This is a genomic window from Ensifer sp. 1H6 (genome assembly GCF_001976035.1).
Lineage (GTDB): Bacteria > Pseudomonadota > Alphaproteobacteria > Rhizobiales > Rhizobiaceae > Ensifer > Ensifer canadensis.
Map to the genome: position 1 here is coordinate 1 of NZ_MOAI01000052.1, position 15,884 is coordinate 15,884.

The 15,884-nt window shown below is 59.7% G+C and carries 13 protein-coding genes and 1 pseudogene; 6 read left to right on the top strand and 8 right to left on the bottom strand.

Annotation, left to right across the window (positions count from 1 at the left end; all coding sequences use genetic code 11):
• The first annotated feature begins 391 nt into the window (after positions 1 to 391).
• A complete protein-coding gene (locus BKP54_RS33005) occupies positions 392 to 1,276 on the top strand; it encodes an AraC family transcriptional regulator (protein WP_084815600.1) in 885 nt (294 codons plus the stop codon).
• Positions 1,277 to 2,483: 1,207 nt separating this feature from the next.
• On the opposite strand, the gene BKP54_RS33015 is transcribed toward BKP54_RS33005, so the two are convergent.
• On the bottom strand, positions 2,484 to 3,644 hold the full coding sequence (locus tag BKP54_RS33015; protein WP_084815602.1) for an MFS transporter: 1,161 nt from the start codon (positions 3,642 to 3,644) through the stop codon (positions 2,484 to 2,486).
• Between the two features lie 170 nt (positions 3,645 to 3,814).
• Here BKP54_RS33015 and BKP54_RS36230 point away from each other — a divergent pair, with 170 nt between their 5' ends.
• Entirely contained in the window at positions 3,815 to 4,174 is a 360-nt protein-coding gene (locus BKP54_RS36230; protein WP_198956906.1) for a hypothetical protein, read from the top strand.
• A 12-nt stretch (positions 4,175 to 4,186) separates the two neighbouring features.
• On the opposite strand, the gene BKP54_RS33025 is transcribed toward BKP54_RS36230, so the two are convergent.
• From BKP54_RS33025 to BKP54_RS33035, 3 genes are read right to left on the bottom strand one after another with little or no spacing between them, the layout of a single operon-like run.
• Positions 4,187 to 5,242: a LacI family DNA-binding transcriptional regulator gene (locus BKP54_RS33025; protein WP_245318005.1), complete on the bottom strand. Its 1,056-nt coding sequence runs from the start codon at positions 5,240 to 5,242 to the stop codon at positions 4,187 to 4,189.
• Positions 5,239 to 5,463: a tautomerase family protein gene (locus tag BKP54_RS33030; protein WP_084815603.1), complete on the bottom strand. Its 225-nt coding sequence runs from the start codon at positions 5,461 to 5,463 to the stop codon at positions 5,239 to 5,241. Before BKP54_RS33030 ends, BKP54_RS33025 begins: the two co-directional genes overlap by 4 nt.
• A 15-nt stretch (positions 5,464 to 5,478) precedes the next feature.
• Complete coding sequence (locus BKP54_RS33035) at positions 5,479 to 6,390, bottom strand: SMP-30/gluconolactonase/LRE family protein (protein WP_084815604.1); 912 nt, start codon at positions 6,388 to 6,390, stop codon at positions 5,479 to 5,481.
• Positions 6,391 to 6,741: 351 nt separating this feature from the next.
• Between BKP54_RS33035 and BKP54_RS33040 the strand changes: the two genes are divergently transcribed.
• The 4 genes and pseudogenes from BKP54_RS33040 (at position 6,742) to BKP54_RS33055 (ending at position 11,439) form a co-directional block, all read left to right on the top strand.
• The gene (locus BKP54_RS33040; RefSeq protein WP_025430852.1) at positions 6,742 to 7,866 is read left to right on the top strand and encodes a sugar ABC transporter substrate-binding protein; all 1,125 of its coding nucleotides are present in this window, start codon (positions 6,742 to 6,744) and stop codon (positions 7,864 to 7,866) included.
• Positions 7,867 to 7,939: 73 nt separating this feature from the next.
• Positions 7,940 to 9,479, top strand: a pseudogene (locus BKP54_RS33045) (sugar ABC transporter ATP-binding protein).
• Positions 9,476 to 10,456: an ABC transporter permease gene (locus BKP54_RS33050; protein WP_025430850.1), complete on the top strand. Its 981-nt coding sequence runs from the start codon at positions 9,476 to 9,478 to the stop codon at positions 10,454 to 10,456. Before BKP54_RS33045 ends, BKP54_RS33050 begins: the two are co-directional and overlap by 4 nt.
• Entirely contained in the window at positions 10,453 to 11,439 is a 987-nt protein-coding gene (locus BKP54_RS33055) for an ABC transporter permease (RefSeq protein ID WP_084815605.1), read from the top strand. Before BKP54_RS33050 ends, BKP54_RS33055 begins: the two co-directional genes overlap by 4 nt.
• A gap of 464 nt (positions 11,440 to 11,903) precedes the next feature.
• On the opposite strand, the gene BKP54_RS33060 is transcribed toward BKP54_RS33055, so the two are convergent.
• From BKP54_RS33060 to BKP54_RS33080, 4 genes are all read right to left on the bottom strand, one after another.
• Positions 11,904 to 12,203 carry a HigA family addiction module antitoxin gene (locus BKP54_RS33060; RefSeq protein WP_025430848.1) on the bottom strand — a complete coding sequence of 100 codons (300 nt, stop codon included), beginning with the start codon at positions 12,201 to 12,203 and terminating at the stop codon, positions 11,904 to 11,906.
• 29 nt (positions 12,204 to 12,232) lie between these two features.
• Positions 12,233 to 12,514 (bottom strand): type II toxin-antitoxin system RelE/ParE family toxin, encoded by a 282-nt coding sequence (locus BKP54_RS33065; protein ID WP_084815606.1) that lies wholly within the window; start codon positions 12,512 to 12,514, stop codon positions 12,233 to 12,235.
• A gap of 250 nt (positions 12,515 to 12,764) precedes the next feature.
• Entirely contained in the window at positions 12,765 to 14,294 is a 1,530-nt protein-coding gene (locus BKP54_RS33070; RefSeq protein ID WP_084815607.1) for a phospholipase D family protein, read from the bottom strand.
• Positions 14,295 to 14,918: 624 nt separating this feature from the next.
• On the bottom strand, positions 14,919 to 15,812 hold the full coding sequence (locus tag BKP54_RS33080; RefSeq protein ID WP_084815609.1) for an NmrA/HSCARG family protein: 894 nt from the start codon (positions 15,810 to 15,812) through the stop codon (positions 14,919 to 14,921).
• Positions 15,813 to 15,884: the final 72 nt, after the last annotated feature.

The following is a 15,884-nucleotide window of genomic DNA, read 5'->3' on the forward strand; positions in this document are numbered from 1 at the left end:
CAGGCCCGGAAAGCAACGCGGGCGCGCAAAGAAGCGACCTGCCCGCCATCTATCATCCCACTCCCTGACTGCGATCCTGGTACCGCGCACATGAGCCGCAGACTGAAATCTCCATAGCCTTCGACTGTGGCCCGCGGGTTCCTTCCTCGGGGACTTTCGTACGCCTCGCGGCGCCCGAAACTCTTCACGGAAGCGGAAAGTCTGCTATGGGGCAACGTCATCGGATCGCCGCCGTTCGGCAACCGACCCATATTCTGCCGTTCAACCGTAGATCGGGCTTGCCTGTAAGCCGGCGCTGGCAGGCACCTGTTGATCCAGGCCAAATCGCAAGATCGGTCGAGCGCGACATATCCGGAAGGGCCTAGCTGGTGTCGCCACAGAGGAAGAGACGATGAAGGCGGCACTTGAAAACTACCATGCCCGAATGCAGCGGGTGCTGGACCACATAGACCAGCATCTGGACGACGATCTGGGTTTGGAAGCGTTGAGCGGCGTCGCGGCGTTCTCGAAATACCATTTCCACCGGCAGTTCACGTCCACCTTCGGGTTGTCCGTGCATCGCTATGTCCAACTGGCCCGCATGAAGCGCGCTTCGTACCGGCTGGCCTACAGACACGCCCAAAGCGTCACGGACATAGCGATGGATGCCGGTTACGACGCACCGGATGCTTTCGCCCGCGCCTTTCGGCAACGGTTCGGACAATCGCCTTCGTCGTTCCGAAAGTCTCCCGAATGGGAGTCGTGGCATGCGGCCTTCGGGCCTCTCGACAACGCTAGGAGCAAGCTTATGCAGAAGACTTATAGCCATGAAGATGTGACGATCCGCGATGTGGTCCCGACGCCGGTGGCGATCATGGAGCATCGGGGCGACCCCGCCACGATCGGCGATACCATCCAGCGGTTCATCGCCTGGCGAAAGGCCGCTGGCCTATCATCCCCAAAGACCAGCCCAATCTTCAACGTCTTCCGTTCTGAGCGGCGGCCCGAATCCTCGGCCGAATATCGGATGGACCTGTGTGCGGGCATCGATTTCCCGATAGGACAGAATGACGTGGGGGTGGCGGCGGGTTTTATCCCCGGCGGGCGCTGCGCTGTGCTGCGCGTCGTCGGCAATACCGACAATCTGGAGCCAGCAGCTCTCTATCTCTATCGCGACTGGCTGCCTGCCAGCGGCGAGGAAGCAAGGGATTTCCCTCTCTACTGCCAACGCCTCGCCTTCTTCCCCGAGGTGCCGGAGCATGAGACGGTCGCGGAGCTGTTCCTGCCGTTGAAATAGTACCGCTGGACGGCGGCTTGTCCCTTCTGATCGTCAGAAGCGGACAAGGCCGTTGCGGATCGTCATGTCGCTGCATTCCTCGGGTTGCTCTGGCCGCTCGCGATCGATCGCGGTGGTGTCCGCGCCGCCTGCCAGCAGGAGGCCGTTATCCGGCCCGTCCTGCTTCAGTTACCGAGCCATTTTACCGCTGTCGCAGCCGAGCTTGGCGGATGGGCGACTTAGGCCGACCGTACAGGTTGAAGGCGATTTCAGCGGATAGCGACCGCTTTCAAGTAATCAAGTACGTACTCAAAATGACAGTTATGGGGGCGCAAACCTGCCGTCCCCGCGCAGCGAATTGACAGTCCGCTTCGGGCTAAAATCGAGCCCTAGATCGCGTCCGGCGCCAAAGTCCACAGCGGTTGAAGGAAGCCGTTCTTCACTAGCGCCGTGCACGGCTTGTTGCGAGGATGTTCATGTTCTGGGCCAAAAAGATGATGTAACGGGCGGAACCCGGCCCGCCAGGTTTGAAGGGCCGGTGGTCGTCCCTCACAGTGATGGTTCGCGGAGTCATGAGTGGCCTGCTCCATAGCAGCACGGAGAGACGACCATGAAGCAGTATGCCGGCATCGACGTATCATTGGAATACTCGAGTGTGTGCGTGGTGGATGCGGATGGCCGCATCGGCCGACGACGCGGCGCACCTATGCGGCACGGATCGGCGAGCTGATTGAAGGTCATCCAACCTTGGAGGCGATCGCCGCGTCGCTACTGAAGGTGCGCGACGCGCTTGTGCAGGAATTTGCAGGTTTTGAGCGCAAGCTGCGTGGGTTCTCTGGTCGCTGAAACATATCAGTCCGCCATCAAGCCGAAGGCTCGCAGAACGCCGGATGCGACAAGAAGGGCTGGGGACAAAAGGCTCTGCAAAAAACCTGGCAGGGGCGAGAACGGTCAGGCGCTGAGCCAGATTGTCTGTCCGACCACCGTCATGGTGCCACGGTCGTGATGATCGACCAGATGGCCGGCGAGCGGCGTAAGCAACAAGCTCGCCACGCTGAATGAAGCAACACACCACCCCCACCAAGCGGGAGCCGCCAACGTGGAAAGCTACCCACGCGGGCACGATTCCTATGCTAGCCATGAAGAGAGAAGCCGAAGAAAATGTGATGAAAAGCGCTCACAGAAGTTCACGCGACTTTAACGCCTAACTCTTGCAACGTAACAAGCTTTAGGATTCTTGCGGCCGCAAAAGCCGCCGGTCGACGATGGTCAGGGCAAGTGAAGCTGCCAAACTGACACCGAGAACGATCATGGCGCTAGCGGTGCCAGCCACTTCCAGCTGCGTTGCCGCGATGGGCAAAACAGCCAGGATAGCCAGATTGTTGAGGCTTTCGGAAACCGCCAGAACCTGACCTTTGTCAGCGTCGCTGCGGGTGGCGAGCATGGACGTGCTCGCTGGCGCGGCGAGGCCAAGTGCAAATCCCCAGATGACAAGACAGACAAGCCCTCCTGCTAAGGGAAGTGGCGCGAGCATGAATGTGCTGATCGCCAAAACAAGAAGTGCGAGGGCCACCACGAGCGTCACGTCGTCTTTTCGGCAAAGGCGGCTGACGGGGCCAATACCGAGATTACCAATTGCAAGCCCGAAGCCGAACGCCGACACCGAAACTCCGACTGCGCCAACACTTAGGCCATGACGTAGTCGAAGCACTTCGCCGGCAAGAAGGAAACCAGCCACTGCCGTTCCGTTCCATAGACCTTTTGCCAATAGCGGACGAGTGATACTTCCTCGAACAATCCAGGCAAGCCGCTTCGGCTTTTTTGCTGGACGGCGGGACGGTTGAGAGGGGATCACACGCTGCGCGATGATGAAGGCCACTAGGCATCCAGTCGCGGTAACATGAAAGGGTGCGCGCCAGTCGAAGGCGTCCGTCAGGATGCCGGCAAACACCGGACCAGCTACTATTCCGAAGGTCATGCCGATCATGACGGCTCCCATGGCCGCAGATTGCCGGTGAGCCGGGACGATATCAGACACCAACGCGAAGGCTGTCGGAATGAGCGCCGCCGATGCCACCCCCCCAAACACCCGCAGCGCGATGGCTGCGCCAAAACTTGGAGCAATCGTCAACGCTAGGCCATCAACTGCGAAAAGGACAAGGGAGACTAAAAGGAGACGGCGACGGTCCATGCGATCAGACAGAAATCCGAAGATTGGAGCCGCGATAGCATAGGACAACGCGTAACTGGACACGAGCCAGGATGCGTGTGCGGGCGTTATGTCGAAAGCCTGTGCGAGTGGCGCAAGCATGGCAGACAGCATGAACTCGGTCGCTCCGACGAAAAAGACGGCGAGAGCAAGAATATGCAAGAGAATTCGTGAGGGCACGATTATCCTCCATCAATGTCGTGTTGAGAGGTAACCGGCGCGCGAGTGTTTGCGGTCGCAAACATAGCACCGGAGCAAAGTCGAATGGGGGAATTTGGAGGGAGCGACTGTACGCCCGCACGCAGGAAGAGCCTGCTATTGGTCTGCTTCTTATCTCAATGTGGATGAGAATGGAAGACCACTCCGATGATAGATGCTGTTGGACAGCCGTTACTCGAACCCCGCGTAGTGGCGAACATGCGACGCTCAATCTCGGCTACGGCCAATCTGCGGTTTCCTTCACATGGTCTGGAATTGAAGAAATGGACGAAGTCACTGGTGACGGCCACTCCGAGTTTCCAGACGATGGCGCAATCGAGATCGTGTTCGCTTACGACAATGGCGACGAGGCCATTCTAAAGGCCAACCAGGGACTTCTTCAACAGCCTGCTAGTGGCAGCGAGAGGTCTCCGCGCAGCCGATGTTGCCGCTATGTGCCTCGAAAATTGCATAATGTATCATCTGGATTGTGCGCTGCGGCCGATCCTTGAGAATGTGCCGTTTCATCGCGCCGTACTTTCGCGAACCTGAAGCTCGAAGCCCAAGTCGACGATCGGCGATTCAATTGGCCGGCCGGCAAGTCGATCCAACACCATCTGCACCGAGCGGCGGCCGATTTCATAGCGCGGCGTGCGTACGCTGGTGAGCGACGGATAGGCGACGTGCATCATGTCGAGATCGTTGAAGCCGCAGATTGCCATGCTGTGCGGCACGGCGATGCCCGCCCGCTGGCATTCGAACAGCACGCCCATGGCAAGGTCATCATTGTTGCAGAAGACCGCGTCAAGATCGGCGACCTTGGCAAGTGCATCGGCCAGGAGCGGCCCGCCGAGCGATACGCGTGAAGGCGTCAGCGTGGTGGTTACCAGCTTGGGATCAAAGAGCTGAGCGGTCTCCAGAGCCGAGCGGTAACCGGCGAGGCGACGCTGCGAGCGAGGATCCATTCGCGCGCCGATGAAGCCTATACGGCGATATCCAGCCTCGATCAGATGGTTGGTCGCCGCCTTGCCGCCATCGAAGTGGGAGAACCCGACCAGCATATCGACCGGATCGTCGCCATACTCCATGATCTGCACGATAGGGCAATCCGCGCTCTCGAGCAGTTTGCGGGTCGTTTCGGTCTGGTCGATGCCAGACACGATCAGCGCCGATGGCCGCTGGCTCAAAAACATCCGGATCAGCCGTTCCTCTTCCCGGGGCGAATAGTGGGTATTGCCCATCTGTATCTGCAACGGACCGTCGCCGAGCTCGTCATAGATGCCTCTCACCGTGTCGGCGAAGACGATGTTTGTCAGTGACGGCACGAGAACACCGATCACGTCGGCTCGGGAGGAGGCGAGCGCGCGCGCATTGGGGTCGGGCGCATAGCCGAGCTGGATCACCGCCGTATCGATCTCCGCGCGCAGTTCGGCCGAAACCAGCGACGGATCGCGTAGCGCGCGCGACACGGTAATCGCGGCGACCCCTGCCAGCTTTGCGACGTCGGCTATGGTTGGCCTCCCACTGCCGCGTCGGCTTGCCTTCCGGCCCTGGTCTTTGGAAGTGATGTCGTCCTTCACGTCGACTCCTGCTGGCTGCGTGAGCGCAGGGTCCCGACATCGGTGCGGCCGACATACCAGTTCCTTGCGTCCACCTCATCGAAGACGACGGAGATTTCGCGCTCGGACAATCCGGTTGCCTCGGCAATCGCCGCAGTGACCTGGCTGCTGATTGCCGCCTTCTTGGCCGCAGGATCGTCGGCGAGGGTCTCGCGCACGATGGTGATCCGCACGAACGGCATGGCTGGCCTCCTGCCTCAGTCGAGTCTTGCGCCGTTGACCATCAGCCGAACGGCATAAAGCGAACTGGTCGCGCAGATGTAGAGGATGTTTCGCTTAGGCCCGCCGAACACGCAATTGGCGGTGTTTTCCGGCACTCTCACCTTGCCGAGCAAGGTGCCGTCCGGGTGGTAGCAATGGATGCCGTCGCGGGCGCTTGTCCAGATCCGCCCTTCGTCGTCCAGGCGGAACCCGTCAAAGAGGCCTACGGTGCAATCGGCAAGGACCCGCCCGCCCGAAACCGCGCCCGCCTCGTTCACATCGAAGACGCGCATATGCGCAGGAAGGTCGGGCCCGTGCGTCCGGCCGGTGTCGACGACGTAGAGCTTTTTTTCGTCAAGCGAAAAGGCGAGGCCATTCGGCCGCACCATGTCGGTAATGACGGCCGCAACCGCGCCCGTCGCCGGGTCGACACGATAGACGTGGCAGGCGCCGATTTCGCTTTCGGCCTTGTGGCCCTCGTAATCGGACTCGATGCCGTAGGCGGGATCGGTGAACCAGATCGACCCGTCTGATCGCACGACGACGTCGTTCGGCGAGTTGAGCCGCTTGCCGTTCCAGCGATCGGCGACGGTGGTGATGCTCCCGTCATGTTCGGTGCGGCTGACACGGCGGCCACCGTGCTCACAGGTTACCAGACGGCCATGCCGGTCGGTGGTATTGCCGTTCGCGAAGTTCGACGGTTGGCGAAAGATGCTCACATGCCCGTCGGTTTCGTCATAACGCAGCATCCGGTCATTGGGGATATCCGACCAGACTAGATAGCGCCCGGCGGCGAAATAGGCCGGCCCTTCGGCCCAGCGACACCCCGTATACAGCTGTTCCACTCGGGCGCTGTGGTTGACCAGGCTGGCAAAGCGCTGGTCTACGATCTCGAAATCCTCGGCCATGGGTACCCTCATGCGGCAACGATCGCACTCTGACCGCTGATCGCATGATAGCGCTATCATCACGGAAGGGAATAGCCTTCCTGCATCGGTATCGACCGTTGCCGAATTTCACTTGAAAATTGGGAAGTTCGGTTCTCGGTAATCCGCAAATGTTACTTTACAATTTTTTGTGGTAGCGCTACCTAATTAAGAGACAGCGGTGTTTTCGGGAGGAGACCAGAGCGCCTCGTCAATGGTGAAAGCAGGCATCCAGCGTGCCGGTGCCAGAGAAGTTCGTGCCGTTCCGGGGGAAGGAGTTCCCTCTCGAACCGGAGAACAAAATCAGTGGCGCGCCAATGGGAGGAAATGTCGATGGTGAAGTCACTCGCTGGCGGCATCGTTGCTGCCACTGCCTTTTTCATGTTGGGATCGGCCGCCTACGCAGAGCCGGAAGTGGTTTCAGGGCCCGCGGCGGAGCCGGAATGTTTCGCGCCCTGGTCGGCAGACACCAAATTCTTCAAGTTTCCGAAAAAGGACGGCCCATACCGCATCGCTCTTGCGAACGGCTACATTGCCAACACCTGGCGTATCCAGATGGTGCAGACAGCCAAGGCCTATGCCGCTCAGCCCGACGTCGCGGCCAAGCTGAAGGAGTTCAAGGTCGTATCGACGGGTGAGGACGTGCCCGCCCAAATCTCGGCGATCAACAACTTTATCGATTCCGGCTATGACGCCATCGTCGTCAACGCCCAGAACCCGACGGCATTCGCGCCCGTCATCAAGCGGGCGAAGGAAGCCGGCGTGGTGCTGGTTGCCTTCGACAACACCCTTGACACCGAGGACGCGATCAACGTGAACGTCGACCAGAAGGGGCTCGGCGGACTGTGGGGCCAATGGCTCGTCAAACATCTGCCGAATGGCGGCAAGGTACTCGAGGTGCGCGGTGTGGCCGGAACTTCGGTCGACACCGACCGGCACGATGGGATCCATGAGAAACTCCAGGCGTCGGGCAAGAACTTCGAGGTCGTCGAGGTCATGGGAAAGTGGGATGACGGGGTGGCCCAGAAGGTGACGGCGGATGCGATCGCCACCAGCGGTCCCTTTGACGGCATTACCGGTCAGGGCGGCGATACCGGCATCGTCCAGGCGATGATCGACGCCAAACATCCGTTCGTGCCGTTTGGCGGCGAAACCGAAAACGGGTTTCGCAAGTTCTGTGCAGCACATGCCGCCGACGGCCTGAAATGCTCGTCGGCTGGAACCGGACCCGCACAGGTGGCCGTTGCTATCAAGACGGCGATCGCCGCGCTCGAGGGACAGGTGGTGCCGCAGTCGGTCAAGTTGCCGTTGGCCATTGTCGAAGATCCGAATTTCAAGGAGGGCCAGGATTACTTCCAGTCCGAATCCGACAATTTCTTCGTCGGTAATTCCTTCCCTACCTGCGGGATCAATTTCTCCGCCCAGGAGATCATGAAGCAGAGCAAGGAAAACCAGTAGGTCGATCAGGAACGGGCATCGCACAGCCAGCCGTGCGGTGCCCGTCGTCCGTAACGGTTTCCCGGAGAGCGCAATGGAAAATGGCGGACCGCTCTTTTGCATGGAGGGGATATCGAAGCGCTATGGTGGGGTTCGCGCGCTTGAAAATGCCGCGCTGTCGGTCAGGGCAGGGGCCATCCACGCCGTACTCGGCGAGAACGGCGCCGGAAAGTCGACGCTCATCAAGATCATGGCCGGCGTCGTGGCTGCGGACGAGGGCCAGATGACGCTCGACGGACAGCCGGTGACATTCGCTTCGCCGGCTGCCGCCAACGCCGCCGGGATCGCCTGCGTCTTCCAGGAGTTGTCGTTGATCCCAGAACTCAGCGTTGCCGACAATATCGTCATTTCCAATCCGCCGACGCGGTTCGGCATGATCGACCGCAAGGCCCAGAGGCGCCTGGCAGAGGAGGCGCTGGCGCGCGCCGGTGCGTCGACATCCATCCTCTGGCTCTGGTCAAGGATCTGCCGCTGTCGCGCAAGCAGATCGTCGAGATTGCCAAGCGCTGGCCCGCAAGCCGCGCATCCTCATCCTCGACGAGGCGACATCGGCGCTGACTGCGGCCGACGTTTCGAAGGTTTTTGCAGTGCTGAAGCGATTGCGTGCGGAAGGGCTGGCGCTTGTCTACATCTCGCATCGAATGAACGAGATTGCGGAACTTGCGGACGACTGCACGGTGTTTCGCAACGGCAGCAAGGTCGCGAGCTACGCGGCGGGCTCCAAGAGTGACGGCGAAGTCATCGAGATGATGATCGGCCGTGAGTATCACAGCGTCTACCCTCCTAAGCCGGGCCGGCTTGCACAAACTGCGCCAGTGCTTGAAACACGAAATCTGTCCTGGGCGGACCGGCTCCACGACATCTCGTTTTCGCTCCGCTCGGGCGAAATCGTCGGTCTTGGCGGGTTGGACGGGCAGGGGCAGCGTGATCTCCTTCTAGCGCTGTTCGGGGTCCTGCGCGGGCTGCGCGGCACGGTCCTCGTCGACGGCAGCCCGATCAGCATCAGCAGCCCCGCGCAGGCGCGCCGGCACGGTATCGGCATGGCGCTCATCCCGGAGGACCGTAAGACCGAGGGGCTGATGCTGCCGATGACGGTGCGCGACAATCTCTCGCTTGCGTCGCTCGACCGGCTGACGCGCGGCGGGATCATCGACAGCGCGAAAGAGGAGAGCGCCATCAATCAGATGATGACGCTGCTCGCCATCAAGGCGGGGAATATTGACGCGCCCGTCGGCGCCCTTTCGGGCGGCAACCAGCAGAAGGTCGTCATCGCGAAATGGCTGATGCGGCAGCCACGCATCGTCCTCCTCAACGATCCGACACGCGGCATCGACGTTGGAACCAAGCAGGAGATCTATCTGCTCTTGCGGCGCCTGGCTGACGCGGGCGCGGGCATCCTGTTCTATTCGACCGACTATGCCGAGCTCATCGGCTGCTGCGACCGGGTCCTCGTGCTTTATGACGGGGCGGTGAAGCGGGAACTGGTGGGAGCTGAGATAACGGAGCGCGCCCTGATCGCGAGCGCGCTTAACATCCCGTCCGCAGAACCATTCCATCAGGAGCCCGTGCAATGAACGACTGGCAGTATCGACTGGCCGAGCACCGGGGCACGCTGACTGCGGTTGCGATCTTCGTGGTGATGTTCATCATCTACACGGCGAACCATCCGGCTGGTTTCACAGCCAACGTTATTCAGACGGCTGCCAACAAGGGGGTGCTGCTCGCCTTTGTCGCGATGGCCCAAACCATGGTGGTGATAACCGCGGGCATTGACCTCTCCGTCGGCATGATCTTCCTTCTCACCAACTGCCTGGCCTCATGGTTGGTCGTGGGCTCGCCGCTCGAAACGACCTTCGGCGTCGTTATCGTCCTGGCCGTCGGGGCTGTGTGCGGCGCGATCAATGGAGCCATCGTCATATATGGGCGGCTGCAGCCGATCGTGGCGACGATTGCGACGGGGGCGATCTATTTCGGTGTCGCCCTGTTGCTGCGACCTTTTCCGGGAGGTTCCGTTAACGAGGGTCTGGCGGATGCCTTGACGGGACGGATATTCGGAGTCGTCCCGGCGAGCCTCGCGGCACTCGCGGCGGTGGTTGTGCTGATATGGGTGCCCTTCAGCCGGTCGGTCTATGGCCGGGCGGCCTATGCCGTCGGTTCTTCCGAAACGGCGGCCTACATGTCTGGCATGCCGATCCGGCGCGGCAAGCTGCTTGCCTATACGCTTTCGGGCCTGGTGGCCGCCCTCGGCGGGCTGTTTCTCACTTTTTTCACGTATACCGGTGACGCGGCTTTCGCCAGCGGTAACGCCTACACGCTGTTCTCGATTGCCGCAGTGGTGCTGGGGGGCGTTTCGCTGTTCGGCGGCAAGGGCAGCGCCATCGGTGCCGTCTTTGGTGCGCTGGCGTTCCGCACGATCGGCGACCTTTTGTTCGTTTTCGATCTCGACCCGCTCTGGCAACCGCTTTTCCAGGGGCTGATCCTGCTTGCGGCCATCAGCCTCGGCGCTCTGGCCCTTTTCCGGGTGCGCAATAGATTGGAGTGGTTCCTGTGAGCGAGACGGCGATGACGCACGTAAACGGACGCAAGCCGAACTTCCTGCGCAAACTCGATCCGGCGGTGGTCACCGCGTTCGGCTGCATCCTGCTGCTGCTTGTCCTTGGCAGCTTCTATTCGCGCAGCTTCCTGTCACCGGAGTATCTGCTGCAGCAATTGAAGGTGGCATCCTTCCTCGGCATCATCGCCACCGGCATGATGCTTGTCATCCTGCTCGGGCAGATCGACCTTTCCGTACCGTGGACCGTTGCAACGGGCGCCATGATGGCCTGCGCGGCTGCCGCCTACGGTCCGGTCGGCACTGCTCTTGCCATCCCTTTCGGAATCCTTTGCGGGATCGGCATCGGGCTCGTCAACGGCGTCGGGGTGGCATATCTGCGCATACCCTCGATGATCGTGACGCTGGCGACGAATGCCGTCGCTCAAGGGGTGATGGTGGTCTACACAGGCGGGTTCTCGCCGCAGGATTCCGCCACCGCGGCCATGCGCTATCTCTCCACCGGCGCCTTGATGCCCGGCATCCCGAATGTCGTCTTCATCTGGGGGCTGGTCGGCACGGCGATGGTCTTCCTGCTGCGCCGGACGGGCTTCGGGCGGGCCGTCTACGGCATAGGCAATCGCGAACGGGCGGCCTATCTTTCAGGGATCAATACCCGCCGCATCGTGATGATCGCCTTCGCCGCCTCGGGCGGGCTCTCGGCCTTCGGCGGCGTCCTGCTGGCAGGCTATGCTTCCAAGGCCTCGCAATCGATGGGCGATGCCTATCTGCTTCCTGCCATAGCGGCTGTTGTTCTTGGCGGAACCTCGATCCTGGGCGGCCGGGGATCCTATCTCGGCACTGTCGCCGGCGTCATCCTCATCACACTCCTGCAGTCAATCCTCTCCGTCACGCAGATGCCAGAGGCCGGGCGCCAGATCATCTACGGCGTGATGATCATACTCATGCTCCTGCTCTATGGTCGTGCGCCAACCAGCCGTTAAGCTTGCGGATAACAGAGGAAGCGCCACACGCATCCATCTGGCTTCTCGCCAGGACGCCAGACGATCCGGCAATGGGCTCGAAAGGCCAACCCGCGGGTTGATGATACATGGGCCGTCAAAGCCTTTCGCCGGTCCTCACCTCGCTCTATTTCGGATCGTACGGACCTGCCGTCCACCAGGCGCTCGCGGCAGAAACGTCACGGAAGGATCTACCCTCGGCGACCTGTCCTCGTGGGTCGTGCCGCAAACGATTGACACGCGCGAGGACGGGTACCTGTTGGAAGAGCAACTGTGAAGGCCGCACAAGGATGGAGGCGCTGCCGGAGCGGGCGAAGCGGGCCCTTCATATGTTTTGCTTGGACGGCGAACACTCGCCGAGATCAAAGTCAGCACAACCGGACCGAACGAACGGCCAGATCGCATAATGTATCGAGTGGAATATGCCGTGCTGGGGCAGGGGCCGGCTATGCTGCTCTATCGATTTCCGGGATCAACTCCAGTTCGCCATGAAGCGCTATTTCCTCTGTCTTGAGGTTGAAGCTGGTCTGCATGTTCATCCAAAATTCCGGCGTTGTGCGGAAATACTTGGCGAGACGCAGAGCGGTGTCCGTCGTTATCGGTGTTTGCTCCGCCGCTATGCGCTCGATGCGAGTGCGAGGGACATTGAGCTTTTTCGCCAGTGAACCGGCGCTCATGTTCAGCGGAAGTAGGTACTCCTCGCGGAGGATTTCGCCCGGATGGACCGGAGGAAGGATATGGGTCATCTCAAGCTCCTGTGTGCCACGATTGGCCATCAACGGTAGTCAACTATTTCGACGCCTTCGATACCGGCATCTGTCCATACAAAACATATGCGCCACTGATCATTGATCCGGATCGAATGTTGGCCTTCCCTATCGCCCTTAAGGGCTTCAAGTCGATTTCCCGGAGGGGAACGCAGGTCGTCCAGAGCAGCAGCGCTGTTCAGGATCGTCAATTTACGAACGGCTGACCTGACGATGTCTGAAGGAAAGCCTTTTGGGGCTTTGCCGCGCGCAACAGTGTCGGTTTTGGCATCCTTAAATGACCTGATCACGTCCCGCTCTTCATGCTTGTATCATATGGTGATACTGGTGAAAGTCAATCAATATGTATCATCGTACGATACAGATTCGCAATCGCGATCCTGTTTAAGCCATCCGAAGGTGCCGATCCTCGGTTCGATTCCTCTCAACAGCGAGACTCGATGGTCGGCGGCTCTCCGGCCAAAGCGGAATAGGAGCCCCAGATTTTCTTAGGACGGTTTGGCCCCTGCCAACGCTAGGCGCGCCCGCGTCGCGAAAACCTCAGAGCTGCGAGCCGATAGGGAGAATCGCATAAAATCCCGCCACGAATTGATCCCAAGGCGAACCCGTCGGCTCATGATAATAGATCCGCTGCGTCCCGTCCGGCTCGGTCTCCGTCCACGAGATCCGCTTGTCCTTGTTCAGCCTTACGGCAAAGGTTTCTTCTCTTAAAACGCCTCTTAGGGCATTCGACGTCTTCCTGGTAAATTCAGGCGAGTCGATCAGAATGCCCATCTCCGTATTGATATTCACCGACCGCGGGTCCCAGTTGAACGAGCCGACGAACAGGTAACGATCGTCGATGGTAAACGCCTTGGCATGCAGACCCGATCGCGATTCACCCCAATTGACGCCGCGCCGCGCTTCTTGATCTGCGTCAGGCCGAAGTTCGTAGAGGTGGACTCCACCTTCCAGAAGAGCCCGCCGGTCCTTTGCATAATGCGCATAGACTGGTTTCACGTCGTTCGATGCCAGCGAATTGGTTACAACCAACACCTCGACGCCCCGCGCCTCAAGTTCCCGCAACCACTCTGTGCCGCGTTTGCCTGGCACGAAATATGCAGAGATGATCTCAATCTTTGATGTCGCATCGGCGAAATACTTTGACAGTTGAGAGGCAAGAATCTCTTCTTCGTTGTCTTCACCGGCCGCTTTTGAAGGGGGGTCCGAGTACATTTTGGCGGGAACCCACGCGAGCTTCAGCGTCGATGGCGTTAGATTCTGCTTCGCGGCCGCACGCACCACGCTGGCATATTCCGTCTCTCGGGCATCCCCGATGATCTCGTCAAGGCGATCGCGCGCTTCGTCGAGACTGAACCCCTCTGGTTCGCCAACGACGGCGCGCGCAGGCACTGCAAACTTGCTGTTCCAGTACTCATCAAAGTTTGTCGAGACTTCATCGACAACGGGTCCAGCAACCAGCGCATCGAGATCCGAATAGTTCAATTCCCTCTTGGCCAGGAAATACTCATCGCCGATATTGCGGCCACCGACGATCGACATGGCATTATCGGCGGTCATCGACTTGTTGTGCATCCGGCGGTTGATCCGCTTGAAGTCGGTGAGGACGGCCGCGACAAGGCTCTGATCCCGCCAGAACGGGTTAAAGAGCCGGATTTCGATGTTTTTATGCGAGTCTAGAGCCGCAGTCACGGCGTCATAGCCCTTAGTGTCCATGTCATCGAGCAATAGCCGCACCCGCACACCCCGATCCGCGGCTTGCAGCAAGCTCCACGCAAAGATTTTTCCGGTAGGATCATTGTGCAGAAGGTAATACTGCGCATCGATCGTCTGTTCGGCGGCCGCTGCAAGCGCCAAGCGCGCCGCCAGCGCTTCTTCTCCGTTGCCGATCAGCCTGACCCCGGAGCGACCGTCCCTAGGATCACCAAGCCTTTGGACAGCTTGTGTCAGCCGCGTGCTTGTCGGCTGCGCGGGCGAATATGACGGTGTTTGCTTGAATGTTCGCACGGTGTGAGAACAGGCTGCGAGAAGGAACAAGGAAAGCCCTGCGGCCAGGATAAATGATCTCATACTACGCCCCAGCCAGAATGCTCCACGCCACCGTCCCTTCGCGGCTCGCAAAGCTAGACTTTGGCTGCGTCGCGCACTTTGTCGCTACTACAGACATGCTCTCACGTTTTGAGATTGAGCACCATTCCCGGAGTGATATCGTCCACCAAACCTCATTGTCGCTCTGGGCCGGAAGCTGCCAAGGAGCCGCTTTCGCTTCGCGCTATTGGCGGTCATCGCAGATCTTGATCGATCTCTTCACTCATCGCCGTGGCAGCGCTGACGCCTGGTAGTCAGGCTCATAGCTCAGGATGACGCGGTCCACCGCATTCATGAGTTCCTGAATGTCGACCCGCTCCCTTCAATCTGCTGCAGCCTGTCAGTCAAGGCGGCCCGCTTCTACTCCAACTCGTACGCTACACTCATTCGAGGCTCCGTTCTCCCCCGGAAACAGGGTAGTCGCGATGCCATCTTAGGTCTGGTGGTTTTGGCTACCTAATGCCGGACATTTCCGGCTAGGAAGCTGCGATAGCCGAAATCGGCTAGGTCGCAGTGCGGCTTCGCCCTACCAGAGCCATCAGGAACAGCGAGTGTTGGTGCTTTCCTGCTCGCGCGCTATCAGAACCCGGGTGATTAAAGTCGGAGTTACGCCAGCGTATTGGTTGTTCTCAAGGCTTCATCGAGTGCCCTGCGTCCGTTCCCGGCAAGCCAAGATCGGAAAGTGAGTAGCTCTGGGTTGATCTCACGCATGGCGTTCAAATCGACACATTCTGCAAGCGGGCCATCTTCCAAGCTCTTCGCCATGTGTGCGAGGTCCGCATTCGCCGCGAGAACGTCATCGGGAAAGCGTGCGTAGGAGATTGGGCGACCGGCGCCTTCGGTAAGGGCGGCTTCAAGCTCGTGCCCCGTCACGCGGTCGCTTGCGATCTTCAAGGTCATGCCGCCGAAGCGGGTCTTGTCAGCAAACACCGCAGCAACAAATTTGCCGATGTCCTCCACGGCGGTAAGCTGGATAGAATGATCCGGTCTGATCAGGGATACCAACCGTCCTTCATCCAAACCGAAACCAGGTCGTACGAGCATCTCCATGAAGATCATCGGCCGGATGATGGTCGCGGTGATGGCGAGTTCTCGAACGTGCCTTTCGATGCGAGGCTTGGCGTCGAAACGCGCGACCCCTGTCAGTTCATCCCCAACGCTGGCGCCTGAAGAATAAACGAGATGTTCGACGCCGATTTCGGCTGCCAGATCAGCAATTGAGATACCGTAGCGGACTTCGTCTTCTGCCGCCAAATTGGCCGGCAGTACGCTGAAAACACCATAGGTGTCTTTCATAGCTGTGCGGATCACGTCCGTGTCTTCGAAGGCGCCCTGGACAAGCTCCACGCCTGCAATCCCCAGTTCTAAAGACGCGGCATCAGTAGAATTTAAAACGAGCGCGCGAACAGGCCATCCCACCTTCAATAAGGCTTTGGCGACAGATCCTCCCTGTCGTCCGGTGGCGCCGAAAACAAAAATTGGCTGTTTGCCATTGGTCATTGAAAACCCTCGCGTTGAACAACAAGGGTCATCCATATATACGAATGGAAAATCGCCGGAAGACGGCACATT